The sequence below is a fragment of the Flagellimonas olearia genome (assembly GCF_009184425.1).
In the GTDB taxonomy this organism is placed as follows: Bacteria; Bacteroidota; Bacteroidia; order Flavobacteriales; family Flavobacteriaceae; genus Flagellimonas; species Flagellimonas olearia.
Window position 1 is genome coordinate 754,590 of the sequence record NZ_WELG01000002.1, and the last position, 26,699, is coordinate 781,288.

A 26,699-nucleotide genomic window follows, 5' to 3' on the forward strand; every position below is an offset into this window, starting at 1 on the left:
AGCCGACAATTTTGTTAGGCTCTTTTTTTTGCGATAATTTTAAGCAATGACCTCGGCAAATCTATCTTTCAGGCAATGTAGTGTTTCAGATTTGGATACTTTGGTGAAAATCTCAAAGGACACCTTTGTGGCCGCTTTTGAACAGGATAATGACCCCACTGACTTTCGGGAGTACATTAACAAAGCATTTAGCAGGGAAAGATTGGAAAGGGAACTTCAAAATCCCGACTCGCTCTTCCATTTTGTATTTGAAGATAACTCCTTGGTAGGCTACTTTAAAGTGAACTTGGGTACTGCCCAAACCGATGTCCATGATGAAAAGGCCATGGAACTGGAACGGATTTATGTGCTTGGAGTACATCAGGGAAAACAGATAGGAGCCCAAATGCTTCAATACATCATCCAACTGGCTGTGGAACAAAAAATGGAATATCTATGGCTTGGGGTGTGGGAACACAACCCCAAGGCCATACGCTTTTACCAGCGCCATGGTTTCCAAAAGTTTGGGGAGCACCCCTACTATATTGGAACCGATGAACAGACCGATTGGTTACTCCGCTTAGAAGTTTAAAAGCTCCTCCAAGAAAATCACATCGGTTTCAGAGCGAATCTTGTACCCAATTGAGTTTTCAAAAGCAACATAGATCAGTTGTGCAATGGCCGTGGCATTGGCCTTGGTGAGGCTGTTGGTTCTGTAAACTACATCCCTGATGGTAGAAAAGCTCACTTTGCACTTGATGGCAATGTTTGCCAAATCGTCCTTGGAAGCATTTCTGCGCAAAATTTCGGAAAGACGTTCACTGATGGGTTTGCCGTAATCTTCGTCAGTAAAAATGTACTCACTTTTAGGGACATAATTGAAATAATCTGGGGACCCCATAGATAATAGATTAAAGGATTAATAATTATTTTATTGGGGTTAATTCCTATTTTCTATATTTGGCTTGTAACCCAATTACAGAAAAGTAGCGAAATTGCTGCAGCTATAGTGTGTTGCGTAATAATATTACACAATATAGTAAACTTATGGTGATAATCAAGCAATTAAGGCGCAAAAAAAAGATTAGTCAAACGCAATTGGGAGATGAAATTGGGGTTAGCCTTCGTACCATTCAGCTGTACGAGCGGAAAGATGCCAATATTCCCATTAAAAACCTAACCAAGATTGCCCAGTATTTTGAGATGACCATCGCAGAACTGCATCTGCGGGAAATCAATGATTTGGGCGAACCCTATGTCAAGGATAAGCCCTTTACCAAACATGGGAGTGTTTTTTATCCCTTGGAGCATGGAAAATATTTGGTGATGGCTCCGCTGGTCCTATTGGAATGGCACAAAAAGTATATTGAATCTTTGGATATGTTGAATAAAGGGGAGGAGAAAGTGCCTTTTCAATCTGCTTTTATCATAGATTCAGTGGCCAAAGAACCCTACTATATATTTGAGGTTTCGGGTAATTCCATGAACGATTCCAGTATACAGGCCATTCCCAACAAATCCTTTGTCTTGGGGTTGGCCCTTAAAAAGGAAGATCTGGCCAAGAAGGACGAAAGCTTATGGAACAAATCGTACATATTGGTCTGCAAGGACAGGATTATCTGTAAACAACTTACAGGATACAATCCCAAAAAGGGAACGGTCCAATGCCATAATCTGAACACTTCTCCGGAATATCAGGATTTTGAACTTCGGTTGGATGATGTACTTCAGGTTTTTAAGATCGTGAAAAAGCAACTGTAACCTTACGCTACTCAAATTGAATTCAAGATTTTGCATGCTTTGTCCAAAACATCATGGGTCTTGGCGAAGCAAAACCGCAGGAATTTTTGGTCATAATCTGCAGTACAGAATACGGAGACAGGAATACTGGCAAGCTTGTGCTCCTTGATCAAGCGTTCTGCGAAGACCGTATCTTTTTCGTCCGTGATATCGGAATACTCCAATAACTGAAAATACGTGCCGCCGGAAGGAATCATTTTGAATCGAGAGCCTTCAATACCCTTTAGGAAAGCATCCCGCTTTTCCTGATAAAAACTACCAAGGGTTACATAATGTTGAGGATTCTTTACATATTGTGCCAAAGCAACCTGAAGGGCATGGTTGACCGAGAATACATTGAACTGATGCACTTTTTGAAACTCCAGCATTAACGGTTTTGGGGCCACGCAATACCCCATTTTCCAACCCGTGGCATGAAACGTTTTTCCAAAGGAAGAGCAGATGACGGCTCTAGCGGCCAGATCCGGATATTTGGCCACGCTTTCATGGAGTTTACCATCAAAAACGATATGTTCGTAGACCTCATCACTCAACAGGATAATGTTTGTATCCCTTAAAATGTCTTGAAGCTGTACCATGTCGCTTTCAGACCAAATGGTGCCCGTAGGATTGTGCGGGGTATTGATGATGACCATTTTGGTCTTGGGACTTATCGCTGATTTAAAAGCACTCCAATTCATTTTAAAATCATTTCCCTCCAGGGCCACTGGGATACTTTTACCCCCAAAAAGCGTTATGGCCGGTTCGTAACAATCAAAAGCGGGTTCTATGACAATGACCTCATCGTTTTGGCGCACAAAGGCGGCAATCGTCGTAAAAATGGCCTGCGTGGCCCCGGCCGTAATGGTGATTTCAGATTCAGGATGGTAATAATGCCCATAGAGATGTTCAATTTTCTCTGAAATGGCCTCCCGAAGGGAAAGCACGCCCTGCATGGGGGCATATTGATTATGACCTTTTTTGAAAGCCCCGCCCACAAGCTCCAACAGTTCAGGGTCCGGGTTAAAATTGGGAAATCCCTGGGATAGATTAATGGCATTATGCTCTTGGGCCAATTGGCCAATGGTGGTAAAAATGGTGGTGCCTACCTGCGGTAATTTGGAGGATGGTTCAATCATTGGCGTGATGTTCTTTTAATCGGTCAAGCACTTTTTGCAAGCAACTTTCCAAGTCTTTTTTTACTTCGGTCTCCCAAAACCGAAACACGGTATAGCCCATTTTTTCCAAGGCTTCGTTGACCTCCTCGTCCCGTTGGATGTTGCGTTCAATTTTTGCGATCCAAAATTCGCGGTTGGTCTTGATTTTATGCTTGCGCTCCTCCCAGTTATAGCCATGCCAGAACTCTCCATCAATAAAGATGACCGTCCTGTACTTTTTTAAGGCGATATCCGGCTTTCCGATGAGCTTTTTGTAATCGATGCGGTATCGGTATCCTGCTGTCCACAAAGCTTTCCTAAACGCCAGCTCTGGCTTGGTGTTCTTGCCGCGGATTTTGCCCATGATCTTGGAGCGCTTCGGGGTGGTATAAAATCCACTCTCCTCATTGAACCGAGGCACTTTGATACGCTCTGTGGGATACTTTTTGGACATGTTGGAATATACGAAGGTTTCAATCAAAAATAAACTGTTGAAATATCATTCTGAGCAAATGGAAGAATCGATTAGTGGACAACAAAATGGTTTGACACGAATATGTCATGTCGAGCGCAGTCGAGACACAATGCAAATGAGATGCTGAAACGAGTCCAGCATGACACGGGTGCGTCATTTCGAACTGTCAGGTTGAGCGCGGTCCAAATCGAATTGAGAAATCCCAAAAAGCATTAAAGATTTCTCAATCGTCATTTCATTCCTCATTTCGAAATGACATAAGTGGTGTGCTATTTAAACCTTGTCAATAAGGTCTCGACTACGCTCGACCTGACAATATCCAAAGCAACAAAAAGCCCCCACTCTTATGAGTGGGGGCTTTTCTATATACGATTTCTATGACTTACCCCTTTAGGGTGGCCGATAAGTATTCTCGGTTCATTCTGGCAATGTTGGTCAAGGAAATCCCTTTAGGACATTCCACTTCACAAGCTCCGGTGTTGGTACAGTTTCCAAATCCTTCCAAATCCATTTGGCGGACCATGTTCTGAACACGTTCCACAGCCTCCACCCTTCCTTGGGGCAGGAGTGCAAATTGTGAAACCTTGGCAGAGGTGAACAACATGGCACTTGCATTTTTACAAGCTGCCACACAGGCACCACAACCAATACAGGTGGCGGCATCCATGGCCTCGTCCGCATCATGTTTGTTGATGGGAATGCAGTTGGCATCCACGGTGTTTCCAGACGTATTTACAGAAATATATCCTCCAGCTTGTTGGATACGGTCAAAAGCACTACGATCCACGATCAAATCCTTGATCACGGGGAACGCTTTTGCGCGGAATGGTTCAATCACAATGGTATCCCCATCATTGAACTTTCGCATATGCAATTGGCAAGTGGTCACCAAGCGGTCCGGACCGTGGGGTTCCCCGTTGATTTGCAAGGAACAGGTTCCGCAGATACCTTCCCTACAATCATGATCGAACTCTACGGGTTCCTCACCTTTGGAAATCAATTCCTCGTTCAAGATGTCCAGCATTTCCAAGAAAGACATGTCCCCTTCTACACCGTCAAGCGTATAATCCACTATTTTTCCTGCTGAGGACGCGTCTTTTTGACGCCATATTTTTAAATATAATTTCATAGTTTCTTATTTGTAGGATCGTGTCTTCAGTTCAATGTTCTCATACACCAAATCCTCTTTGTGCAATTTGGCATCTTTGGGCTCACCGGCAAATTCCCAAGCGGCCACATATTTAAAGTTCTTGTCGTCACGCAACGCCTCACCTTCCTCGGTTTGGTATTCCTCACGGAAATGTCCACCACAGGATTCGTTTCTGTGCAGGGCATCCTTGGCAAACAGTTCACCCAATTCCAAGAAATCGGCCACTCGTCCGGCTTTTTCCAATTCTTGGTTTTTGGAGTCGATGGTTCCGGGAACCTTTACGTTCTCCCAGAAATCCTTGCGCAAGTCGGAAATCTCCTTGACGGCCTCTTCCAGCTCTTTGGCGTTTCGGGCCATACCACATTTGTTCCACATGATCTTGCCCAACTTTTTGTGATAGTAATCCACGGAATGGATTCCAGAACCGCCCATCAGTTTTTCCATACGGTCACGGACTTGCTTCTCGGCCTCATCGAACGCTGCGGAGTCGGTTGGGATTTTTCCGGTCCTGATATCATGGGACAGATAATCGCCAATGGTATAAGGCAGCACAAAATAGCCATCGGCCAGACCTTGCATCAAGGCCGAAGCCCCCAATCGGTTGGCACCGTGGTCGCTAAAATTGGCCTCCCCTGCTGCGTAGCAACCGGGAATGGTGGTCTGTAGGTTGTAATCTACCCAAAGTCCACCCATGGTATAGTGCACCGCAGGATAGATCATCATTGGGGTCTTGTATGGATTCTCATCCACAATTTTTTCATACATCTGGAAGAGGTTACCATATTTGGCTTCAATGACTTCTTCTCCCAATTTTATGATGGTGGCCTCATCTGGATTTTTAAGTCCAGAGGTCAACGCTTTTTCTTTTCCGTATCGTTTAATGGCTGAAGCAAAATCCAAATACACGGCCTCCCCGGTCTTGTTCACACCAAATCCGGCATCGCAACGCTCCTTGGCAGCTCTTGAAGCCACATCACGGGGCACAAGGTTACCGAATGCGGGATAACGTCGCTCCAAATAGTAATCACGATCTTCTTCCGCAAGTTGCGTAGGCTTCAATTTCCCTTCACGGATGGCCACGGCATCTTCCATTTTCTTGGGCACCCAAATACGACCATCGTTTCGTAGGGATTCGGACATCAAGGTCAATTTGGATTGATGTTCCCCTGAAACCGGGATACAGGTTGGGTGGATCTGCGTAAAACACGGATTGGCAAAGAAAGCTCCTTTGCGGTGCGCTCTCCATGCCGCCATTACGTTACTTCCCATGGCGTTGGTGGATAGGAAAAATACGTTTCCGTACCCTCCAGTGGCCAAAACCACGGCATGGGCACTGTGTCGTTCAATCTCCCCACTTACCAAATCACGGGCGATGATACCACGCGCTTTACCATCCACTAGGACCAAGTCCATCATCTCATGGCGGTTGTATGCTTGAATCTTACCCCGATTGATTTGTCGGTTCATGGCCGAATAGGCTCCTAAAAGCAACTGTTGCCCTGTTTGCCCTTTGGCATAAAAGGTTCTGGACACGAGTACTCCACCGAAGGAACGGTTGTCCAACATACCACCATACTCGCGGGCAAAAGGAACCCCTTGGGCCACACATTGGTCAATAATGTTTCCGGATACCTCGGCCAATCGGTATACGTTGGCTTCACGGGAACGATAATCCCCTCCTTTTATGGTGTCGTAAAAGAGACGGTAGTTACTATCCCCATCTCCTTGATAGTTTTTGGCTGCGTTGATCCCTCCCTGGGCAGCAATGGAGTGTGCCCTACGTGGGGAATCTTGATAGCAGAAGGTCTTAACGTTGTAACCCAACTCGGCCAAGGTAGCGGCAGCCGCACCTCCAGCCAATCCTGTTCCTACCACAATAACATCGATGTTCCTTTTGTTGGCGGGATTGACAAGATTGATGTCGTTCTTATGTTTGGTCCATTTGTCGGCCAAAGGCCCGGATGGAATTTTAGAATCCATTATGCCCATACTTAATGTGTTACTGGGTTAAGGTGGTGATACAGGGCGATGAAAGCAAAGCCCAATGGAATGACCACCGAAAATATTTTTGCAAATGTCTTGATACCTGGAGAGTACTTGTTGTTCAATCCCATACTCTGGAAAGAAGAGGCAAAGCCATGCCACAGGTGAAGACCCAGAAGGAAAAATGAAACAATGTAGATGATGGTCCTCCAGAATGGAGCGAACTTCTCTACGGTTTCATGGTAATAACGCGTTGGGTCCTCTGGGGAAACCTCTATGTATTTGTAGGCCATTTCATGAACCCAAAAATCATAAAAGTGGAGTGCCAAAAAAGCTAAGATCACCAATCCGGAATAGATCATGTTTCTGGACACCCATGGTGCGTTGGCGCTTCCCTTGTACTTCACATAACTGCCACCCCTTGCTTTCTTGTTCTGGATTTCCAAAGCAAAACCCATGACAAAATGGATGATCACCCCCGCAATAAGAACGGGCTGAAGAACAAATTGTACCAATGGATTGTATCCCATGAAATGGGACCAAGCATTAAAGGTTTCAGGGTCTAGGACCGAGGCAATGTTAATGGTAAAATGTTGTGTAAGAAAAACAACCAAAAAAAGACCCGAAAGTGCCATCACAACTTTTCGGGCAATTGAAGATTTTATCAATCCACTCATTAGTGCTGGTTTTGAGACAAATTTACAGCACGGACGAGTTTTTAACAAGCTTTCAATATTGGAAAACAGCTTATTTAGATTGATTTTAAGCTGTTGGGCGCCCCTTGGAAGAAATAGGTTTGGCCAATACATAAAGCTTGATCCTATTTTCAAAACCTTCTTGAGATGTTAAGTTTGGGATTTTTGACCGATATTACCGATAATTACCAACCGAAACCTTATCATGGACATTGCCATTTTATCCGTTAGCCTCAACGTACATTCCACCAGAAGAATAGCACAGGAGGCCCAAAATGCCGGACATTATGTGGAAATGATCGATCATACCCGATGTTCGGTACAGTTGGGCACGGACAAACCCAAGATTTATTTGGATGCGGAGGATATCACCGATGAGTTCGATGCCATTATTCCCCGTATTGGCACCACAGTGACTCGTCACGGTGCCGCCATTGTGAAGCAATTTGAGATGAACGACATCTTTAGCACGGCAAGGTCCTTGGGCATAACCCGGGCCCGCAACAAGGTGCGGACCCTTCAGATCATGTCCAGAAAGGGAATTCCCATTCCTGAAACCGTATTTTCCATCAATCCCTACAACGTTGAGGAGCAAATCAAGTTTTTGGGTGGTGGTCCGGTAATCATAAAATTGCAGGAAGGTACCCAAGGTAAGGGGGTAATGCTGGCCGAGAGCAAAAAATCCGCCAAGTCCATTATAGATACCCTTTACAATATGAATACCAGTATCTTATTGCAGGAATATATTGAGGAGGCCCATGGCGAAGATCTTCGGATCATTGTGGTGGGAAACAAAGTGGTGGCCAGCATGAAGCGAATCAGCAATATCGATGATTTTAGGTCCAATGTACACCGTGGTGCGGAAACCGAAGCGGTCCAGTTGACCCCAAAAGAAAAATATATTGCCCTGAACGCAACAAAATATCTGGGTCTTGGAGTTGCCGGAGTAGACCTTATCCGCTCAAAAAAGGGACCTTTGTTGATAGAGGTAAATGCCTCTCCGGGATTGAAAGGGATAGAGGCTGCCACAAATGTGAACGTGGCCAAGCACATCATTCAATATGTGGAAAAAAATGGACGTAGAAAAAGATAACAAGACCATCACCATAAATGGGGAGAGCGTAGCTCCCGGGGAACAAAAATCCGTTGAGTTGGGCATAGCCCGTTTGCCTACGGGAACACTGATCGATATCCCGGTGCATGTGTTCAATGGAAAGAATGCCGGTCCAACCGTGTTGGTGCAAGCTGGATTGCATGGAGATGAAATCAACGGGGTAGAAACCTTGCGTAGAATGCTTCAGGAAAAAAAGTTCAATGTCAAAAAAGGGGCGGTAATGGTAGTCCCGATTCTCAATATTTTTGGATTTATCCATTTTTCAAGGGATGTACCGGATGGGAAGGATGTAAACCGCAGTTTTCCCGGGCGCAAAACAGGGTCACTGGCCAGCAGGATTGCCCACACCTATGCCTCCCAGCTATTGCCGCAAGTGGATTTTGGAATTGATCTGCATACTGGGGGAAGCCAACGCCATAACCATCCCCAAGCACGCTATACCCAGGAAGACCCTAAAAGTAAGATGCTGGCGGAATCCTTCGGGGCACCATTTCATTTTGCCTCCAAGTTGATAACCGGGTCTTTTCGGAAGACGACTTTTAAAATGGGCATACCTACCATGGTGTATGAAGCGGGTGAAAGTATGCGGTTTGATGAAAATGCCATTGCATTTGCCATGCAGGGGATACAAAACGTAATGAATGGCCTGAACATGTTTGCCAAAAGTGAACTAAAAGAGGAAAGCGCATCGGTCCACTTGGAGTTTACCCGTTGGGTAAGGGCACCAAGGGCCGGGATGTTCATACCACAGATTGCGAATGGACAGTACATTCAGAAAGGGGAGATTTTAGGCTTGGTAACAGATACCTACGCGAAAAAAAACAAAAAAATCAAGGCACCATTTGATGGCTACGTCATCTGTATCAACCATCAAGCTGTGGTCAACCAAGGCGATGCCTTATTTCATCTGGGGCGTTAGGCCTTCCTTCTCCTCTTCAATTTTGGAAAGGCTCCAGGCAATGGCACTTTCCAAATCTTCAAACTGGCGAATTTTTTCCTTGAAGAACAGTCGCTCCAAAACAATACTGGACAGCCCACCCTTGTCATAGCTTACAATGGAATAGTACTTCAACTGGTGTCTGTTTCTATAAAACTTCAACCAATCCGTAGGGACTACCGAATACGGGTTAATGCGATTGGAAATGTAAGCAATGGGTTTATCCCTGCCGATGATTTCGTAGGCAATGTCTATAATTTTTTTGGCCATGGACCAGTTAAAGACCACACCTTCCTTGATTTCGGAAATGACCAACCCATCAAAGAAATAGAAAACCCCAAACTCGCATTCCCGAATCTCACGGATATTCTTAAAAAAGTCAATGTCCTTAACGGTCTTCTGCATGCCAAAAAATACTGGGACCGTAAAATTAATCAATCCCAAGACGTATTCCGACACCGTTTTGTGAACATCTATACTTTTTTAATCCAAAAAAGCTTTCATAGATAGGTCAACCACCATTTTTCCCTATGGGTTGTCTTATAATCATTATACCAACTACAAATGGGATACAAGGCCAAGGTCAGCAAGATCCAAATGAGGTATACTACCCACAGGCTAAACCCATATCCCCTTAGCTGGGGTTGTAAAGTGACCCATAGATCGATAACCATATCGGAAAAACTGAATCCCGTTAAGATGGCAGCAAACACCGCCAAAACATGAATTGCATAAATGTGGAGGATGTAAAAAAACATGGGTACCCGACCAATGACCACCAATTTTTCGGTCCAGTAGTTTTGCCAGTTTTCCACCAAGCCCAAAAAAATGATTGAGGGCCCAAGCGTGATCAATAAATAAAGCAAGGACGGTGGATATTTGGTCACATTGAAAAAAGAAGCTATGGTTAACCCAATACTATCTTGATCTGCCCAAAGGTTAGGGTCACCATAGGTGTTGAAGGCCCTCAGCGCCAAAAATACCAAGACCATCCCAGCACCCATTTGAAACAGTCTTTTAATGCGAAGCTTCGCATCAAAGGAAGGCAAGTAGAGCCCGCCAAAATAATATCCAAGGGGCATTACAAAGATCCAAGGAATCATAGGATATCCCACAAAGAGTTGAAAACTGCCCAAATCCAGTAAATTGAAAACATGCAATAAGGTCCATATCCCTGAAGTCACCGGGTCGGTCGGAGCAACGGAGTCCAATAGGTTATGACCAAAAATGGCAATAAGAGAGAGTGCTATCATAAGCTTTTTGGGAAGATGGATGAATCCGGCCAAACAGACCATGCTTATACCCAACACCCAAATTACTTGAAGAAGGATGGTGGAATAGTCCAGTTTGAACATCCACGCCAGTTTTATAATGGTGAACTCAGCAATCAACAACCAAAGTCCACGCTTCAACAACCATGTGGAGAGGGCTTTTTTAGTGATGCGTTGTCCTACAAAAAAAGCTGAGGTCCCGGCCAAGAAAACAAAGACCGGCGCACAAAAATGGGTAACAAACCGGGTCCAGAACAAAGGGACATTGGTTTGGGACATGTCCGTTGGGTCAAAGAAATAGGCATCGAAATGAAAATAATCGCGCACATGGTCCAATGCCATGATGACCATGACAAGCCCGCGCAGCATGTCAATGGATTTGATTCGGTTTTTTCGGTTGGTCTGCATGATGATGTGTGTTGATGGTTGTTTTTTATCAAAAGGAATAACCTTCTGTACAAGTGCATATTAGCATTACCAAATTACACAAAAGCCATGGATGAAAAGACCCGAAAATTGCTTTATTTCAAGAAAGAAAGGATTTCCTCATCAACTAGGCATCATTTTTCCATGCTCTTTAGCTGAATCCCCAACGCTTTGGTGGAAAGCTGAACTTCCAGCAGGGACAAGAGCAAGGAAATAACCAAAAAGACCAGACTTACCCCAAAGATGACATTGGCCCAAACGTTCAGTTCCACATAGATGAGGAACATGGTCACCGCTGCCAATAGGAAACTGATGATGGCCGTGGCCTGCATGTTTTTGATGATACCCAAACGTTTTCTGAGTTGGTTTATCTGTTGTTTCAAGGGTTGGGCCGAGGTTTCCTCAAATTGTTTGTGCAACTGTCGGATCAGTGCCGCAATGGCCAAATATCGGGCATTGTAGGCCAACATGGTCAGGGAAATGGCCGGAAACAATAGGGCCGGGATGCTTAGGTTGAGCTGCATGGATTTTATTTTAACGGGAAGGTATGAATTTGTCTTCGGGAACACAATTACCTACATTTGGACAAATCATTTTTTGACATGAAATACTTCCCGATAGATCGAAACCTATTCATAAAGAACCGCAAGAAATTTATGGCGCAGATGAAGCCCAAAAGTATTGCGGTGTTCAACTCCAACGACATTTACCCCATTGGGGCGGACAGCACCATGCCCTTTGAGCAAGCCAGGGATATTTTTTACCTAAGCGGAGCGGATCAAGAGGAAACCATTTTGGTACTTTTCCCGGATGCTTTGGACAAAAAAAATAGGGAAATCCTCTTTGTGAGGGAGACCAATGAGCATATTGCGGTTTGGGAAGGGGCCAAGCTGACCAAAGAGCAAGCCACAGCCGTATCTGGAATTGAGACTGTATACTGGCTCACGGATTTTGACAAGGTCTTTTTTGATTTGATGACCGAGGCGGATACCATTTATTTCAACACCAATGAACATTACCGTCAGGCGGTGGAGACCCAGACCCGGGAAGACCGTTTCATCCAAAAATGTAAGCAAGATTTTCCTGCCCATCAATGGGCGAAGAGCAATACTATTTTACAACAGATTCGCGGGGTGAAGGAGCCTGAGGAAATTGCATTGATGCAGACCGCTTGCGACATCACCGAAAAGGGTTTCCGAAGAATCTTGGGATTTGTGAAACCTGGCGTTTGGGAGTATGAAATGGAAGCGGAGTTCCTTCATGAGTTTGTACGGAACCGTTCCAAAGGCTTTGCCTATACACCTATCATTGCATCAGGCGCCAACGCCAATGTGCTCCACTATGTGGAAAACAACCAACAGGTGAAGGATGGGGATATGATCTTGATGGATTTGGCCGCGGAATATGCCAACTACTCCAGTGACCTTACCCGGACCATACCCGCCAACGGAAGATTCACCGACCGTCAAAAAGCAGTGTACAGTGCGGTACTTAGGGTCAAGGACCAAGCCACAAAAATGTTGGTGCCCGGAACTCTTTGGGCCGAATACCATAAAGAGGTGGGTAAGATCATGACCTCGGAATTGTTGGGTCTTGGTCTATTGGACAAGGCCGATGTACAGAACGAAGATCCCAAATGGCCTGCCTACAAGAAATACTTTATGCACGGCACCAGTCACCATATAGGATTGGATACCCATGATTATGGAGCATTGAAAACCCCCATGAAGGCCAATATGGTCTTTACGGTAGAACCTGGGATCTATATTCCAAAAGAGGGCATGGGCATCCGTTTGGAGGACGATGTGGTCATCCAGGAAAAGGGGGAGCCATTCAATTTGATGCGCAACATCCCCATTGAGATTGAAGAGATAGAGGAGTTGATGAACACATAATCTTGTCACATCGAGCGCAGTCGAGATGATTGGATTCTTCACTTTGCCCAGAAAGACAATAACAACTATGAAACTGATTCTGTTTTTACAACAAGCCGATATTGAAAAGAAAATTCAGGAAGCACCGGACAGCGCTTATGAAATAGGCGTGGTCATTGGCAGTTATTTGCCGTTTGTGATCCTTGCCGGGATTGCCTATGCCCTATATTATTACAACAAGAAAAAGAGGGGCTCTGAATAATGTATCCATAGAATACTTTCCGACCTGAGATGAGTTTAAGATAAACATGATACCTTAGAGGTATGAAAGTTTTTATCATCGGAGCAGGGTCTGTGGGCAAGACGTTGGCCGTTTGTCTCCATCATCAGGGAAAGGAAGTAGAGTTGATCCGCGGCCGCGAAGGTCAGGGCAAACCCCATCAACAAAAGATTACCTTGCAGTTGAAGGATGGGTCACAGCTCGAGGCCGACATCCAAAACAGTACCTTGGACCATCACAAAACCTTGGATGGGTTGGTGGTCCTCACGAACAAATCGTTCGGAAACGAGGCACTTGCCGAAAAACTACAATTCAAAGCTAAAAACTCACCTTTGGTGCTTTTACAAAATGGACTGGGCGTGGAACAACTCTTTTTGGAGAAAGGATTTGGCGAACTGTATCGATGCGTTCTTTTCATGACCAGCCAGCACAGTGATACCAATACTGTTAGTTACAAACCCGTTGCGGAATCGCCCATTGGGGTTATCCAGCAAAAGACTTCGAGCTTAGAAACGGTGATCGGCCTATTGGATACGCCCAATTTCAGATTTGTGGCGGAAAAGAACATCCAACGTACCATCTGGAAAAAAGCCATTGCCAACAGTGTTTTTAATTCCATTTGTCCCTTGTTGGAAGTGGACAATGGTATCTTCCACAGGAACAAGGAAGTGCTGGCCATTGCGCAACGGGTGATTACGGAATGCGTGACCATTGCCAACAAAAAAGGGGTGGATTTGGGCACTTCGGAATTGGAAGACCAAGTATTGACCATAAGCCGAATGTCCGACGGCCAGTTTATCTCCACCTTGCAGGACATCAACAACAAAAGGGAAACGGAAATTGACACCCTGAACTTTGAAATTTACCGAATGGCCCAGGCCATGAACCTATCCGATCGGGTAAAGGAAACCCGATTGTTGGGGGAATTGGTAAAACTAAAATCCGAACTGCACCGATAGAGCCTTCGCAGCTTTTATTCTTCTTTTTTGCGGGGTTTTGGAAAACCCGGTCGATCACTCGGCGGGCTTGGGGAACTCCTGTTTAGTTTTACGGGGATTTTTGATAAGATACCAAGTTACAATTCCTGGCACGACCAATGTCTGCCAAAGAAAAAACGATAATTGTTCCCATCCACCTAAATCCACACCTTCGCCATCCGGAACGAATAAGGAATTGCCCAATGGGCCAGCGGAAAAAACAACTATACTGATCACGATCCATCCAAAATGCAATCCCAATGGCGTATACAAGGATTTCGTTTTGGCAAAGGCAAAGGCAAACATCCAACCTCCTGCTCCGGTCAATAGAAAAACATAGGCCATTGGAATGAGACCGCTACCAAACATTTGATAACTGAACCAATGGTATATTCCAAATGCCGATGCACTGATGATGCATGCCCAATTGACTCCTAATCTTTTGATGAGAAGGTATAACAATGCACCTCTAAAAATAAGTTCTTCAAGCAAAGCGGCCTTAAACGCCCACCATATCCCATTGATGCTCTCCCAAATTCCATAATCCGTATTTCTTATATAGCCAATGTCCTTAAAATAGGACTGGCCCAGTAAATTGATAGTACAAAACAACGCCATGAAAATCAAACCAACGGAAAACCCTTTCAAGCGCCTCTTGGTGGGCAATATCCCTAGAACAGTGATGTGTTCTTTTGAAATTAACCAAAGAATCAGCCATGAGAGAAGAGAAACAACTACAATACCTAACAAACCACGCTAATAAAGTATAAGATCTTTCAATATACTCTTATTATTTTAAAATAAGCTAGCGCTATAATGTGTACTAAAGAGAGTTTGAGTTTCTAATCGCATCTGATTTGAGGGAGATTCCACATGAATCATATATTGGATGCTGAACACAAGTGGAAATATGACGCCATTTGATCTTCACCTTTAATTTTCTGCTTGCTTCACAAAACCAATTCTTCTTCTTTTTTGTGGTTTTTTGGAAGTCCCCGTCAATTACTTTATGGGATTGGTGAACCCATACCAGTCATTCGTCAATTGGGCACACAAACTTATCTAGGGAACCCTGAACTTCGAGGCTCTAACGCTCGAGCCGTCCCGCTCTGGGCATAGATAAGTTTAACCTACTTCATGCCTTGGAGGCGTGCACAATTAAAAAAGAATGGCAGATTTTATAAAACTGGCAGTACTGTTCTGTTTGTTTTGTCCGAATCTGTTTGCACAACGCATACAGCCAGATTCCCTAGAACAAAACATCAATTCCGAGTTCAATTACAAAAAACTGATCATCCCCACCGCTCTGATAAGTTATGGGTTCATAGGTCTTGAAAGTGACGGCATCAAACGCTTTAATCTACAAATGAGGAGCGAGATGGATGCACTCCGGGACAGAGGCACCTATATAGATGACTATAGCCAATACGTTCCCATGGTGTCCGTATATGCCTTGAATGCAATGGGAGTCAAGGGGAAGCATAATTTTAAGGATAGGACCATCGCCTTGGGCACCGCATATGTGATCATGGGGGCTACGGTGCAAGGCCTCAAGAGACTAACCGCCATCCAAAGACCGGATGGAACCGCGTATAACGCATTTCCTTCGGGCCATACGGCAACCGCTTTTATGGCCGCGGAATTTTTGAATCAGGAATTCGGTGAAGTGTCCGTTTGGTATGGAATATCGGGATATTTGGTGGCGGCATGTACCGGCTTTCTTCGGATGTACAACAACCGACATTGGTTTACCGATGTGGTCACTGGAGCTGGCATTGGGATTTTGAGCACAAAACTGGCTTATCAAATCACTCCTTTTGTAAAAAAAATGGTGTTTGGGGATAACGATTTTTTTAAAGGCATCAAGATAGATTTCCATGGAGGGGAAACGTTTGGGGTGGTATTATCCGCATCGTTTTAAGAAACGGAATTTTGACCATTCAATTTTTTCTGAAACAGATTGGATATCACAAAAACCACTATAGCGGGAAGTACCCAACCCAATTGATAGTTGATCAAGGGCAACCATTCAGTGTATGGTCCTATTGTAGAACTTAATCCCACACTTCCCAAAAAATCCGGAACACTAAAAATCACGGTGGTGACCACCACCCAACGAAACACCCAAGGTGTGGCAAGTTTTTCCGGGACAACATTCAGTAGAATCAATATAATCGTAATGGGATAAATCAGCATAAGGGCCGGAAGTGCCACGGCGATGATATAATCCACGTTGAGCTGTCCCATGAGAATCCCTAAAAGACACCCGATGACGGCCGTAATCCGATAGGCCAAAACGGAATCGTTGAATTGACCCTTAATAAAATCCGAAGTCCCCGTAACAATGCCAACAGCGGTGGTGAAACAGGCAAGACTCACCAAAAGACTGAGGAACCAATGGGCGGTGCCACCCAAAGTCTGTAGACTGATACCGCTTAAAAGCGCGGTCCTTGAAATGGATGGGTCAAAGGAGTCGCTAAACACGGCCCCGGTAAAAATGAGTCCGGCATAAACCAGGAACAGCCCCAGACCAGCTAAAAATCCGGATTTTCGGATCAGACTTTTTTTGGATTCGAAAGAAGCATCCGTATTCTTTAGATTGATGGAAATGATAATGACGGCTCCGACCACAACGGCCCCTATGGCATCAAAAGTTTGGTAACCTTCCAAAATTCCATGACTGAATGGATGTGTTATCTGGGAGGCACTAAAATTAAAATCGAATGAAAAAGTGGCCACCATAAAAATAAATAGAAGGATGGCCAAGATGCCCGGGGTGAGCAGTTTGCCCACCAAATCCAAAATTTTGGACCGGTTTACCACAAAAACATAAACCAACGCAAAGTAGATAACACTGGTAATCCAACTGGGGGTATCCCACATAGGTTGAACGGCCATTTCATGGGTAACTGCGGCCGTCCTGGGAGAAGGAAGGGCAATGGCAATGGCATAGACCAAATAGCAGTAGACCCAACTGAATACGGGAGATACTTTTTTGGCAAAATCGAACATGGTGCCCTGCAAGCGGGCATGGGCCAAAATACCCAATAGGGGAATGATGACTGCGGAAAGACAAAACCCCAAGGTGACCAACCACCATAGATTCCCTGAACGGAATCCCAATTGAGGGGGTAGGATAAGGTTGCCCGCACCAAAAAAGAGGGAGAAAAGGGCAAAGGTGGTAATCGTTAACGATTTTTTGTTCATAAAGTGTTGATAATATTTTCTTAATGTATTATATTTCGAAAACGCAATTCAACGGAATAAACTGACTTTTTGCCGATTAACGTGTATTTCATCGAAAAAAACGATTTGGCGTAATATCCGTAAAATAAAAAGTTATCAACATTCGTTCAAAAAGAAAACCGTTCAACTAAAAACCAACGTATAACAAAAAATTACAGTTAACTAATTACGGCATTTTTTCGATTCCCCAAATCGCATGTGCTTTCCAAACAACACCGACTATGAAGACTCCCTCCTCACAACATGGCAACAAATTCTCCTCATTCTTCTGCAACCTTTTTGGACACCACTACACGGTTTCCAAAAAAGTGACCCAACACATTAAGGAATACAAATGTATCCATTGCCAAAAACAGGTCACTACCGATGTAAGCGGCAAACTTTCGGCCCTTACGCCCCAAATGCAGGAAATCAACAGCACATTGGAAGATATGTATAGAAAAAGAAGAAGTAGGGTGGTGCACCAAGTGGCATAACCCTTTTTTCTTTTAAGGAAAACATTGCTTATCCCGGAAACTTAAGTAAGTACCTACGGCTATCGGTTGCGTGCCCCAAGACCATGAAGTGGATACCCTTGATTTTCGGGATTTTTTGTACTATCCATTGAAGGAGTTCCAGCCTTGGGCCGTCAATGGAATTTTAGTTTTGGCACGGGTCACCAAATGGGCCCCTTCGCTCTTTTGGGTCATATGCCCGATCACGGTCAGGTTGGGATTGGCCTTGATCTTTGGATAATCCCCTTGGTCCACGGTGAACAATAGCTCATAATCTTCACCACCTCCCAAAGCAATCATGGTGCTGTCCATTTTAAATTCTTCAGCAGTTGAAATAACGGTAGGGTCCAATGGAATTTGGTCTTCAAAAAGGTTACAGCCCACCTCGCCCCTTTTGCATAAATGCAGAATCTCCGATGAAAGTCCATCACTGATGTCGATCATGGAAGTTGGTTTCACCTCCAATTTTTTAAGCAGCTCCACCACGTCTTTTCTGGCTTCAGGTTTTAGTTGTCGCTCCACGATGTAGGAGTAGGGCTCCAGATCGGGTTGACTGTTGGGATTCACTTTGAACACTTCTTTTTCACGTTCCAACACTTGCAGTCCCAAATAGGCTCCTCCCAAATCGCCACTCACCACTAATAAATCATTGGCCTTGCTTCCCTTTCGGTAAACAATATCCTTTTCATCGGCTACACCCAAGGCAGTGACACTAATGATCATACCCTTGTTGGAAGAGGTGGTATCCCCACCCACAAGGTCCACATCGTATATTTTACAGGCTGTGGCGACACCTTCATAGAATTCCTCAAGTGCTTCCAAAGGAAACCGATTGGAAACCGCAATGGAAACAGTCACCTGGGTGGCCATGGCATTCATAGCATAGATATCGGACAGGTTTACTATCACCGATTTGTACCCCAAATGTTTCAAGGGCATATAGCTTAAATCAAAATGGACGCCCTCTACCAACATATCGGTGGAAACCACAGTTTTTTTATCTGCAAAATCCAGAACAGCGGCATCATCACCAATACCCATTAATGATGAAGGCTGGTTCAGTTTAAAATTTTGGGTAAGGTGGTCAATGAGGCCAAACTCTCCCATTTCCTCCAAGGATGTGCGCTGCGGATTCTTATCTTCTATCATGGGGCAAAAGTAAACAGGATAATTATAAATTGTATCTTTAGTAGAGACTTAAAATTGCTATGTTATGGCCAGTAAAGCTATTTTACCGCTTTTGGCGATTTTATTTTTTATGGGGTGCTCCAGCGACAATGGAACCGGAATTCCCAACAATGATCAAAATGGAGGAAACGGGGGCGATGGTCCAAATGTTGGAACCGGAGTAGTGACCCGCGGTTTTTCGGCTTGTGAAGGAGGTATGGCCGATGTGTACCCTTGCCAAGGATACGACCTACTTTTTCAGATGGATTTAGATGCTTTTGCCGCCGCCAAGGGCAACGATATTTGGGGTTGGACCGATACGACCACGGGAAATGAATATGCCTTGGTGGGTCTGGACAATGGTACGGCATTTGTGGACATCACCGATTCGGAAAATCCAATGTATTTGGGAAAACTGTTGACCGCTACCGTGGCAAGTTCTTGGCGGGACTTAAAGGTATATGGCGATTTTGTTTTTACCGTTTCCGAAGCAAGTAATCACGGCATGCAGGTTTTTGATTTGAAAAGATTGCGAGACGTGACTGAACCTCCGGTTGAATTTACCGCTGATGCCCGATACACAGGAATTGGAAATGCCCACAATGTGGTAATCAATGAAACCATGGGATTTGCCTACCCCGTGGGAACCGCCCGAAATGATGCCTTTAACGGTGGCGTACATTTCATTGACATACAGAATCCCTTAAACCCTAATGGTGTGGGAGGCTACGGAGCCAATGGGTACACTCATGACGCCCAGGTGGTTACCTATAATGGGCCGGATATGGATTATGCGGGACGCGAAATCTTTATCGGGGCCAATGAAAGTCAAATTGCCCTAGTGGACATTACGGATAAATCCAACCCTGTTGAAATAGGGACCTTGACCTACCCCAACATCGGATATACCCATCAAGGTTGGTTTACTGAGGACCAGCGCTACTTTATTTTGGGAGACGAGTTGGATGAGGTGGATTTTGGTTTTGATTCCAGAACCCTTGTTTTTGATTTTTCCGATTTGGACAATCCTGTCTTGCATACCACCTATTTGGGCCCGACCGGCGCTATTGATCATAATGGATATGTGTTGGGCGATGAGTTTTTCTTGGCCAATTATACAGCAGGAATGCGGGTGTTGGATATTACTTCCATTGCTTCCGGAACCATTACCGAAAAAGCATTCTTTGACACCTATCCTTCCAATAACACTGCTGGGTTCAATGGGGTATGGAGTGTTTATCCCTTTTTTGAAAGCGGTAAGATTCTTATCAACGACATCAATTCTGGATTGTTTGTAGTTCAAAAATCAAATTAGGCCATGAAGAAAGCCATCCCAATTTTTCTTGTACTGTGTTTTTGGTCTTGCTTGGAGGATGATTACACCATGGACCAAAACATGGAACCTCCTTTCTTGGGAGAAGTGCAATGGATAAAAAGTTTTGGAGGCTCTGGGGAAGATACCGGGCGTTCCATCATCCAGACCATGGATGGAGGATATGCCATTTTGGGATACAGCAATAGCACGGATGGGGATTTGGAAGGCAAGAGCTTGGCGGTAAATGATTATTGGCTGTTGAAATTGGACGCTGAAGGCAACCTTCAATGGAGTAAGACCTATGGAGGTAGCAAGGATGACCTTGGCCAGGCGGTGATCCAGACCACCGATGGAGGATATGCCATTGTGGGCTATGCCATGAGTGATGATGGCGATGGGAGCAATAACGAAGGCTTTCATGACAACTGGATCTTGCGATTGGATGCCAATGGCTCTATTTTATGGGAACAAAGTTTTGGTTTTTCAGGGCATGATCATTGCTATGATGTGGTCCAGACCGATGACGGCGGTTTCTTTTTTGCTGGATTTTTGGATGTGACCCAATCCAATGGCGAGGGCAACTTCGGAAAAGGGAGCAACTACCTTACCCGTCATGGAGTGGGTGAGTTTTGGGGAACAAAAATAGATGCGGATGGCAATCTACAATGGCGACGCTATTTCGGGGGAACCAATAACGATAGGGCCCACGGGGTGGTGCAGGCCAATGATGGTGGATTTGTCATGGCCGGTTTTTCGGAAAGTGATGATTTTGATATCTCAAACACCAAGGGCAGCTATGATTTTTGGGTGATAAAAGTGGATGCGAATGGAACCTTGCTCTGGGAAAAATCCTTTGGGGGGACAGGGATAGAGGTGTCCAACGATATTGTCAAAACTCCAGATGGGGCATATGCCATAGTGGGACATACCTTTAGCACGGATACCGATGTTTCCCGCAACAATGGAGGTTCCGATGTCTGGCTCATCAAAATAGATGATAATGGGAATTTGCTTTGGGAAAAGACCTTTGGGGGAACCGAATTTGATGACGCCAATGGTTTGGCAGTCACAAAAGAGGGCGGTTTTGTGATTGCTGGAAATTCAAAAAGCACCGATGGCGATGCTACCGAAAACCAAGGGGAAAATGATGTTTGGATCATTAAGAGCGATGCGCAAGGAAATCTCATCTATCAAAAAACCTTTGGCGGGTCCAATTTGGACTTTGGTTTTAGCGTAGTGGAAAGCACTGATGGAGGGTTGGTCTTGGTCGGCGATGCGGCTAGTACCGACTTTTCTGGAATTGATTCCAAAGGCATGACCGATCTTGTGGTCATCAAAATAAAATAAGCCTTTTGGTTCCATAGAAAACCCCTATGGGCATATTCGTTATTATAATGTTAGGATGTATGGTAAAACCCTACAGATACAGTATATTTGTAGGCTATTTAGAACAAATCCAGTTAAGATGATCAAAGTTTCGGAAACAGCCAAGCAGAAAGTCGTGACGCTCATGACCGAGGAAGGTTTTGATGCCAATACCGACTTTGTGCGCGTAGGCGTAAAAAGTGGAGGGTGCAGCGGTTTGTCCTATGAATTGAAGTTTGACAAAACCGCTTCGGACACCGATAAAGTTTTTGAGGATAATGCCGTGCGCATCATTGTGGACAAAAAGAGTTTTTTGTACCTGGTGGGCACCACCTTGGAATATTCAGGAGGACTGAACGGGAAAGGCTTTGTCTTTAACAATCCCAATGCCCAGCGCACTTGCGGTTGTGGGGAAAGTTTTTCTTTATAATTGAATTGATAATTGGCCATTGCCAATTGACTTATTGACAGAACATGGCGTATACAGAGGAAGAATTAAAAAAAGAGCTGGAAACCAAGGAATATGAGTATGGTTTCTACACAGATATAGAATCGGACACCCTGCCCAAGGGCCTGAACGAGGAAATCGTCATTGCCATTTCCAAAAAGAAGGAAGAGCCGGATTGGATGACGGAATGGCGCTTGGAAGCTTTCAAGGCCTGGAAGGAAATGGAAGAGCCGGAATGGGCCAACGTGACCTATAAAAAACCCGATTTTCAGGATATTTCCTATTATTCGGCACCCAATAAAAAACCCAAGTACAACAGCTTGGATGAGGTTGATCCAGAGTTGTTGGACACCTTCAAGAAGTTGGGAATCTCGGTGGACGAGCAAAAAAAATTGGCTGGTGTTGCTGTGGATATCGTTATGGACTCCGTTTCTGTGGCCACAACCTTCAAGAAAACCTTGGCCGAAAAGGGAATTATCTTTTGTTCCATTTCCGAAGCCATCCAGGAACACCCTGAGTTGGTAAAGAAATACATCGGAACAGTCGTTCCCAAGAAGGACAACTTTTATGCGGCCTTGAACTCAGCGGTATTTTCCGATGGGTCTTTCTGCTACATTCCGAAAGGGGTGAGATGCCCCATGGAACTCTCTACCTATTTCCGAATCAACCAGGCCGGTACAGGTCAGTTTGAGCGTACCTTGGTCATTGCCGATGAGGGGAGTTATGTGAGTTATTTGGAAGGTTGTACCGCACCTTCACGGGATGAGAATCAATTGCACGCAGCCGTGGTAGAGCTGATAGCAATGGATGATGCCGAAATAAAATATTCAACCGTTCAAAACTGGTTTCCCGGGGACAAGGAAGGCAAAGGTGGGGTTTTCAACTTTGTGACCAAGCGTGGACTTTGCGAAAAGAACGCCAAAATTTCTTGGACGCAGGTGGAGACAGGATCTGCTGTTACCTGGAAGTATCCTTCCTGTGTGTTGAAGGGAGATAACTCCATCGGGGAATTCTATTCCATTGCCGTGACCAATAACTTTCAACAAGCGGATACCGGTACCAAGATGATCCACTTGGGCAAGAATACCAAGAGTACCATTATTTCCAAAGGAATTTCTGCAGGACAGTCCCAAAACAGCTACCGCGGATTGGTGCAGGTGAACAGCCGGGCAGAAAATGCCAGAAACTTTTCGCAGTGTGATTCCCTTTTGATGGGCAATCGATGTGGGGCACATACCTTCCCGTACATTGAGGCCAAGAACAAGACAGCTCAAATAGAACACGAGGCCACGACCAGTAAAATTGGCGAGGACCAGATTTTCTATTGCAACCAACGGGGTATCGACACCGAAAAAGCCATTGCTCTGATCGTGAACGGATTCAGCAAAGAGGTGTTGAACAAACTGCCCATGGAATTTGCCGTGGAAGCCCAGAAATTGTTGGAAATCAGTCTGGAAGGATCGGTAGGATAATCAAACAACACAATGAATATGAAAAAGCTACTTGTACTACTATTGGTTGTTGGCGTATTTTCATGCAAGCAGGCCAAAAAGGAAGCTGCAGAATCGGAACCAGCGGTGACCGAGGCAGCAAAGCCCGAAGTGAAGCTCTATGCTTTTAGCGGGGGTACTGTAAATGCCAATATGTTGGAGCTCTTTTCACAGGATACCACCTACACGGGGCAGTCCAAGGAATTTGCCGATGCTTTTTACGTCATCGTTCACCCCAAAGGCACTTTGATGTGGGATGCAGGCCTTCCCGAAAGCTTGGTGGGTCTTCCAGAGCCCTTTACATCACCTGATGGGGCATTTACCGTTTCCCGAAAAGATTCTGTGGCCAACCAATTGGCCAGGATCGACATGACCGTTGCTGATATTGATTTTATTGCATTGTCCCATACCCACTTTGATCATATTGGCCATGCCAACGTATTTGCAGGGTCCACGTGGTTGGTGCAGGAAAAGGAATACGACTTTGTGACAAGCGAGGACAATCAAAAGAATAATCCAGACATCTATAATTCTATTAAAGAGCTTACCAAAGTGAAGAAGATCAATGGGGATTACGATGTGTTCGGGGATGGAAGTGTGGTAATGAAATTTATGCCGGGCCATACCCCTGGCCATCAAGTGTTGTACTTGGATATGGTGGAGCACGGACCGTTGATGCTTTCTGGGGACATGTACCATTTTTACGAGAACCGGGAGTTCCGTAGAGTACCCATTTTCAATTATGATGTGGCCCTCACCAAGAAAAGTATGGGAGAGTTTGAAGCTTTTGCCGAAGAAAAAGGGGCAAAAGTATATTTACAACACTCCAAGGAAGATTTTGAAAAACTGCCCAAGGCACCCAACTATTTACAATAATATTTGAAGAAGAACAGAATGCTAGAGATCAAGAATTTACACGCAAGCATAGAGGATAAAAAAATCCTGAAGGGGATCAACCTTGAGGTGAATGCAGGAGAGGTACATGCCATTATGGGACCCAACGGTTCCGGGAAGAGTACCTTGGCCTCCGTAATTGCCGGAAAGGAAGAATTTGACATCAAGAAAGGGACCATTTCCCTGGACGGTGAGGATTTGGAAGAACTGGCCCCCGAAGAAAGGGCGCACAAAGGCATATTCCTGTCATTTCAATACCCTGTTGAGATTCCCGGGGTAACGGTGACCAACTTTATAAAAACGGCCATCAATGAGTCCAGAAAGGCTAGGGGGTTGGAAGACATGCCAGCCAACCAGATGCTTAAATTGATCCGGGAAAAATCGGAACTACTGGAAATTGACCGAAAGTTTTTGTCCCGTTCCTTGAACGAAGGATTTTCCGGTGGTGAAAAGAAAAGAAACGAGATTTTCCAAATGGCCATGATGGAACCCAAGTTGGCCATTTTGGATGAGACCGATTCCGGATTGGATATCGATGCCCTTCGAATTGTGGCCAATGGGGTCAATAAATTGAAGAACAAAGACAACGCCATCATTGTGATCACACACTATCAGCGTTTGTTGGACTACATTGTTCCCGACTTCGTCCATGTACTTCACGATGGTAAAATCGTAAAATCCGGTACCAAGGAATTGGCCTTGGAGTTGGAAGAAAAAGGGTACGACTGGATCAAACAGGAAGCTACGGTATAGGAACTTATGTCATTCCCATGAAAATGGGAATCCATTCTGAGAAAAGACCTTAATTAATGAGATTCCTGCCTGCTCAGGAATGACAATGAAAAGATAAAATGGATTTAAAAGATAAATTACTTTCCTCTTTCTTGGCTTTTGAGAACAGTGTGGACTTGGAGAATCCGGTTCATGACTTACGTTCCGAAGCGATCAAGAACTTTGAGGAAAAAGGATTTCCCTCCAAAAAGGAAGAAGCTTGGAAATATACCTCCCTGAATAGTTTGCAGAAGGTGGACTTCAGTATTTTTCCAAAGGAGGAAAGCACCTTGGAATATAAGGACATCAAAAAGTATTTCCTTCACGAGATAGACACCTATAAGATTGTCTTCGTGGACGGGGTCTATAGCTCCTATCTTTCGGAGACGACCCATGATGGGGTGGACGTCTGTTTGATGAGCTCTGCATTCACCAAGCCCATGTTCAGACAGGTAATAGATGTGTATTTTAACAAAGTGGCCTCCAAGGACGAGTCCCTGACCACCTTGAACACAGCCTTTTGTAAAGAAGGGGCCTATATCTACATCCCAAAGAACAAAATGCCCAAGAAGCCCATCCAAATATTGCATTTGGCCACGGGGAACGAAGCGGCTTTGATGTTACAGCCCAGAAACTTGGTCGTTGTTGAGGAAAATGCGGAGGTACAGATCATTGAACGGCACCAAAGTTTAACGGAGAATGAGGTCTTTACCAATTCCGTTACCGAGATTTTTGCGGCCAAAGATGCCAATGTGGACTATTACAAAGTGCAGAACGATGCCAATACGGCCTCGTTGGTGGACAATACCTATATTTCCCAAAAGGACAATAGCGTGGTGCGGGTGCACACTTTTTCCTTTGGCGGGAAGTTGATCAGGAACAACCTGAACTTCTATCAAAATGGGGAACGAATCGATTCCACATTGAAAGGAGTTACCATTTTGGGCGAAAAGCAGCATGTGGACCATCACACCTTGGTGCACCATGCCCAGCCCAACTGCGAGAGCCATCAGGATTACAAAGGAATCTTTGGGGAGAAATCCACAGGAGTCTTCAACGGGAAGATCATTGTAGACAAGATTGCCCAGAAAACGAATGCCTTTCAGCAGAACAACAATATTTTGATCAGCGACAAGGCCACCATCAACACCAAGCCCCAGTTGGAGATTTTTGCGGACGATGTAAAATGCTCCCACGGGTGTACCATTGGTCAGTTGGATGAGGAAGCACTGTTCTATCTGCGTTCCAGGGGGATTCCCAAGAAAGAGGCCACGGCCTTGCTGATGTACGCTTTTGCCAACAACGTTTTGGAAAGTGTGCGTATTCCAGAGGTGAAGACCAGAATCAACAAGATCATCGCCAATAAATTGGGGGTTCGTGTTGGATTTGAGCTGTAACCCATAACAATCTTT

General features: G+C 44.8%; 28 protein-coding genes. 16 read left to right on the forward strand and 12 right to left on the reverse strand.

Translation table 11 applies throughout. The annotated features are described in order from the left end of the window. The first annotated feature begins 46 nt into the window (after positions 1-46). The gene (locus F8C76_RS12785) at positions 47-571 is read left to right on the forward strand and encodes a GNAT family N-acetyltransferase (RefSeq protein ID WP_152132095.1); all 525 of its coding nucleotides are present in this window, start codon (positions 47-49) and stop codon (positions 569-571) included. On the opposite strand, the gene F8C76_RS12790 is transcribed toward F8C76_RS12785, so the two are convergent. Beyond that, entirely contained in the window at positions 560-880 is a 321-nt protein-coding gene (locus F8C76_RS12790; RefSeq protein ID WP_129653970.1) for a hypothetical protein, read from the reverse strand. The two genes, F8C76_RS12785 and F8C76_RS12790, sit on opposite strands and share 12 nt — an antisense overlap. Before the next feature lie 146 nt (positions 881-1,026). On the opposite strand from F8C76_RS12790, the gene F8C76_RS12795 reads away from it, so the two are divergent. Then, positions 1,027-1,740 (forward strand): helix-turn-helix domain-containing protein, encoded by a 714-nt coding sequence (locus F8C76_RS12795; RefSeq protein ID WP_152132097.1) that lies wholly within the window; start codon positions 1,027-1,029, stop codon positions 1,738-1,740. An 11-nt stretch (positions 1,741-1,751) separates the two neighbouring features. Here the strand turns inward: F8C76_RS12795 and F8C76_RS12800 are convergent, their stop codons facing one another. The 5 genes from F8C76_RS12800 to F8C76_RS12820 all read right to left on the reverse strand — a co-directional run bounded on the left by F8C76_RS12800 (position 1,752) and on the right by F8C76_RS12820 (position 7,200). Beyond that, positions 1,752-2,897 carry a methionine aminotransferase gene (locus F8C76_RS12800; RefSeq protein WP_152132099.1) on the reverse strand — a complete coding sequence of 382 codons (1,146 nt, stop codon included), beginning with the start codon at positions 2,895-2,897 and terminating at the stop codon, positions 1,752-1,754. Then, complete coding sequence (locus tag F8C76_RS12805) at positions 2,890-3,396, reverse strand: very short patch repair endonuclease (RefSeq protein WP_313847402.1); 507 nt, start codon at positions 3,394-3,396, stop codon at positions 2,890-2,892. Before F8C76_RS12805 ends, F8C76_RS12800 begins: the two co-directional genes overlap by 8 nt. Before the next feature lie 376 nt (positions 3,397-3,772). Next, on the reverse strand, positions 3,773-4,519 hold the full coding sequence (locus F8C76_RS12810; protein ID WP_129653973.1) for a succinate dehydrogenase/fumarate reductase iron-sulfur subunit: 747 nt from the start codon (positions 4,517-4,519) through the stop codon (positions 3,773-3,775). A 6-nt stretch (positions 4,520-4,525) separates the two neighbouring features. Beyond that, positions 4,526-6,529 carry a fumarate reductase/succinate dehydrogenase flavoprotein subunit gene (locus F8C76_RS12815; RefSeq protein WP_152132101.1) on the reverse strand — a complete coding sequence of 668 codons (2,004 nt, stop codon included), beginning with the start codon at positions 6,527-6,529 and terminating at the stop codon, positions 4,526-4,528. Positions 6,530-6,531: 2 nt separating this feature from the next. After that, complete coding sequence (locus F8C76_RS12820) at positions 6,532-7,200, reverse strand: succinate dehydrogenase cytochrome b subunit (RefSeq protein ID WP_129653975.1); 669 nt, start codon at positions 7,198-7,200, stop codon at positions 6,532-6,534. A gap of 223 nt (positions 7,201-7,423) precedes the next feature. On the opposite strand from F8C76_RS12820, the gene F8C76_RS12825 reads away from it, so the two are divergent. Both F8C76_RS12825 and F8C76_RS12830 read left to right on the forward strand, forming a co-directional pair. Continuing rightward, the gene (locus F8C76_RS12825; RefSeq protein WP_152132103.1) at positions 7,424-8,311 is read left to right on the forward strand and encodes a RimK family alpha-L-glutamate ligase; all 888 of its coding nucleotides are present in this window, start codon (positions 7,424-7,426) and stop codon (positions 8,309-8,311) included. Continuing rightward, positions 8,292-9,251: a succinylglutamate desuccinylase/aspartoacylase family protein gene (locus F8C76_RS12830; protein WP_152132105.1), complete on the forward strand. Its 960-nt coding sequence runs from the start codon at positions 8,292-8,294 to the stop codon at positions 9,249-9,251. Before F8C76_RS12825 ends, F8C76_RS12830 begins: the two co-directional genes overlap by 20 nt. On the opposite strand, the gene F8C76_RS12835 is transcribed toward F8C76_RS12830, so the two are convergent. From F8C76_RS12835 to F8C76_RS12845, 3 genes are all read right to left on the reverse strand, one after another. Further along, positions 9,231-9,674: a hypothetical protein gene (locus F8C76_RS12835; protein ID WP_152132107.1), complete on the reverse strand. Its 444-nt coding sequence runs from the start codon at positions 9,672-9,674 to the stop codon at positions 9,231-9,233. The two genes, F8C76_RS12830 and F8C76_RS12835, sit on opposite strands and share 21 nt — an antisense overlap. Before the next feature lie 95 nt (positions 9,675-9,769). Then, entirely contained in the window at positions 9,770-10,948 is a 1,179-nt protein-coding gene (locus tag F8C76_RS12840; protein ID WP_152132108.1) for an acetyltransferase domain-containing protein, read from the reverse strand. 152 nt (positions 10,949-11,100) lie between these two features. Continuing rightward, positions 11,101-11,490, reverse strand: a complete 390-nt coding sequence (locus tag F8C76_RS12845) for a DUF2721 domain-containing protein (protein ID WP_116217617.1) — start codon at positions 11,488-11,490, stop codon at positions 11,101-11,103. A gap of 78 nt (positions 11,491-11,568) precedes the next feature. On the opposite strand from F8C76_RS12845, the gene F8C76_RS12850 reads away from it, so the two are divergent. From F8C76_RS12850 to F8C76_RS12855, 3 genes are all read left to right on the forward strand, one after another. Then, positions 11,569-12,861 (forward strand): aminopeptidase P family protein, encoded by a 1,293-nt coding sequence (locus F8C76_RS12850; protein ID WP_152132109.1) that lies wholly within the window; start codon positions 11,569-11,571, stop codon positions 12,859-12,861. 67 nt (positions 12,862-12,928) lie between these two features. Further along, positions 12,929-13,102 carry a hypothetical protein gene (locus F8C76_RS18740; RefSeq protein WP_170284027.1) on the forward strand — a complete coding sequence of 58 codons (174 nt, stop codon included), beginning with the start codon at positions 12,929-12,931 and terminating at the stop codon, positions 13,100-13,102. Between the two features lie 62 nt (positions 13,103-13,164). After that, on the forward strand, positions 13,165-14,079 hold the full coding sequence (locus tag F8C76_RS12855) for a ketopantoate reductase family protein (RefSeq protein ID WP_152132111.1): 915 nt from the start codon (positions 13,165-13,167) through the stop codon (positions 14,077-14,079). Between the two features lie 54 nt (positions 14,080-14,133). Here the strand turns inward: F8C76_RS12855 and F8C76_RS12860 are convergent, their stop codons facing one another. Then, positions 14,134-14,715 (reverse strand): CPBP family intramembrane glutamic endopeptidase, encoded by a 582-nt coding sequence (locus F8C76_RS12860; RefSeq protein ID WP_152132113.1) that lies wholly within the window; start codon positions 14,713-14,715, stop codon positions 14,134-14,136. A 550-nt stretch (positions 14,716-15,265) separates the two neighbouring features. On the opposite strand from F8C76_RS12860, the gene F8C76_RS12865 reads away from it, so the two are divergent. Next, positions 15,266-16,018 carry a phosphatase PAP2 family protein gene (locus F8C76_RS12865; protein ID WP_152132115.1) on the forward strand — a complete coding sequence of 251 codons (753 nt, stop codon included), beginning with the start codon at positions 15,266-15,268 and terminating at the stop codon, positions 16,016-16,018. On the opposite strand, the gene brnQ is transcribed toward F8C76_RS12865, so the two are convergent. Further along, positions 16,015-17,304, reverse strand: coding sequence for a branched-chain amino acid transport system II carrier protein (brnQ, locus tag F8C76_RS12870; RefSeq protein WP_152132116.1), 1,290 nt, complete (start codon positions 17,302-17,304; stop codon positions 16,015-16,017). The two genes, F8C76_RS12865 and brnQ, sit on opposite strands and share 4 nt — an antisense overlap. A 260-nt stretch (positions 17,305-17,564) precedes the next feature. Here brnQ and F8C76_RS12875 point away from each other — a divergent pair, with 260 nt between their 5' ends. Beyond that, complete coding sequence (locus F8C76_RS12875; protein WP_129653985.1) at positions 17,565-17,819, forward strand: DUF1660 family phage protein; 255 nt, start codon at positions 17,565-17,567, stop codon at positions 17,817-17,819. A 120-nt stretch (positions 17,820-17,939) separates the two neighbouring features. Here F8C76_RS12875 and thiL read toward each other — a convergent pair whose 3' ends face one another. Next, a complete protein-coding gene (gene thiL / locus F8C76_RS12880; protein WP_152132117.1) occupies positions 17,940-18,986 on the reverse strand; it encodes a thiamine-phosphate kinase in 1,047 nt (348 codons plus the stop codon). A 64-nt stretch (positions 18,987-19,050) separates the two neighbouring features. On the opposite strand from thiL, the gene F8C76_RS12885 reads away from it, so the two are divergent. The 7 genes from F8C76_RS12885 (at position 19,051) to sufD (ending at position 26,684) form a co-directional block, all read left to right on the forward strand. Next, positions 19,051-20,319: a choice-of-anchor B family protein gene (locus tag F8C76_RS12885; RefSeq protein ID WP_152132119.1), complete on the forward strand. Its 1,269-nt coding sequence runs from the start codon at positions 19,051-19,053 to the stop codon at positions 20,317-20,319. 3 nt (positions 20,320-20,322) lie between these two features. Next, positions 20,323-21,666: a hypothetical protein gene (locus F8C76_RS12890; protein WP_152132121.1), complete on the forward strand. Its 1,344-nt coding sequence runs from the start codon at positions 20,323-20,325 to the stop codon at positions 21,664-21,666. Positions 21,667-21,784: 118 nt separating this feature from the next. Then, a complete protein-coding gene (locus tag F8C76_RS12895; RefSeq protein ID WP_129653988.1) occupies positions 21,785-22,114 on the forward strand; it encodes a HesB/IscA family protein in 330 nt (109 codons plus the stop codon). 44 nt (positions 22,115-22,158) lie between these two features. Beyond that, entirely contained in the window at positions 22,159-23,604 is a 1,446-nt protein-coding gene (sufB, locus tag F8C76_RS12900) for a Fe-S cluster assembly protein SufB (RefSeq protein ID WP_129653989.1), read from the forward strand. An 18-nt stretch (positions 23,605-23,622) separates the two neighbouring features. After that, positions 23,623-24,498: an N-acyl homoserine lactonase family protein gene (locus F8C76_RS12905; RefSeq protein ID WP_152132123.1), complete on the forward strand. Its 876-nt coding sequence runs from the start codon at positions 23,623-23,625 to the stop codon at positions 24,496-24,498. An 18-nt stretch (positions 24,499-24,516) separates the two neighbouring features. Further along, positions 24,517-25,269, forward strand: a complete 753-nt coding sequence (gene sufC, locus F8C76_RS12910; RefSeq protein ID WP_152132881.1) for a Fe-S cluster assembly ATPase SufC — start codon at positions 24,517-24,519, stop codon at positions 25,267-25,269. 98 nt (positions 25,270-25,367) lie between these two features. Continuing rightward, positions 25,368-26,684 carry a Fe-S cluster assembly protein SufD gene (gene sufD, locus F8C76_RS12915; RefSeq protein ID WP_152132125.1) on the forward strand — a complete coding sequence of 439 codons (1,317 nt, stop codon included), beginning with the start codon at positions 25,368-25,370 and terminating at the stop codon, positions 26,682-26,684. The last annotated feature ends 15 nt before the right edge of the window (positions 26,685-26,699 follow it).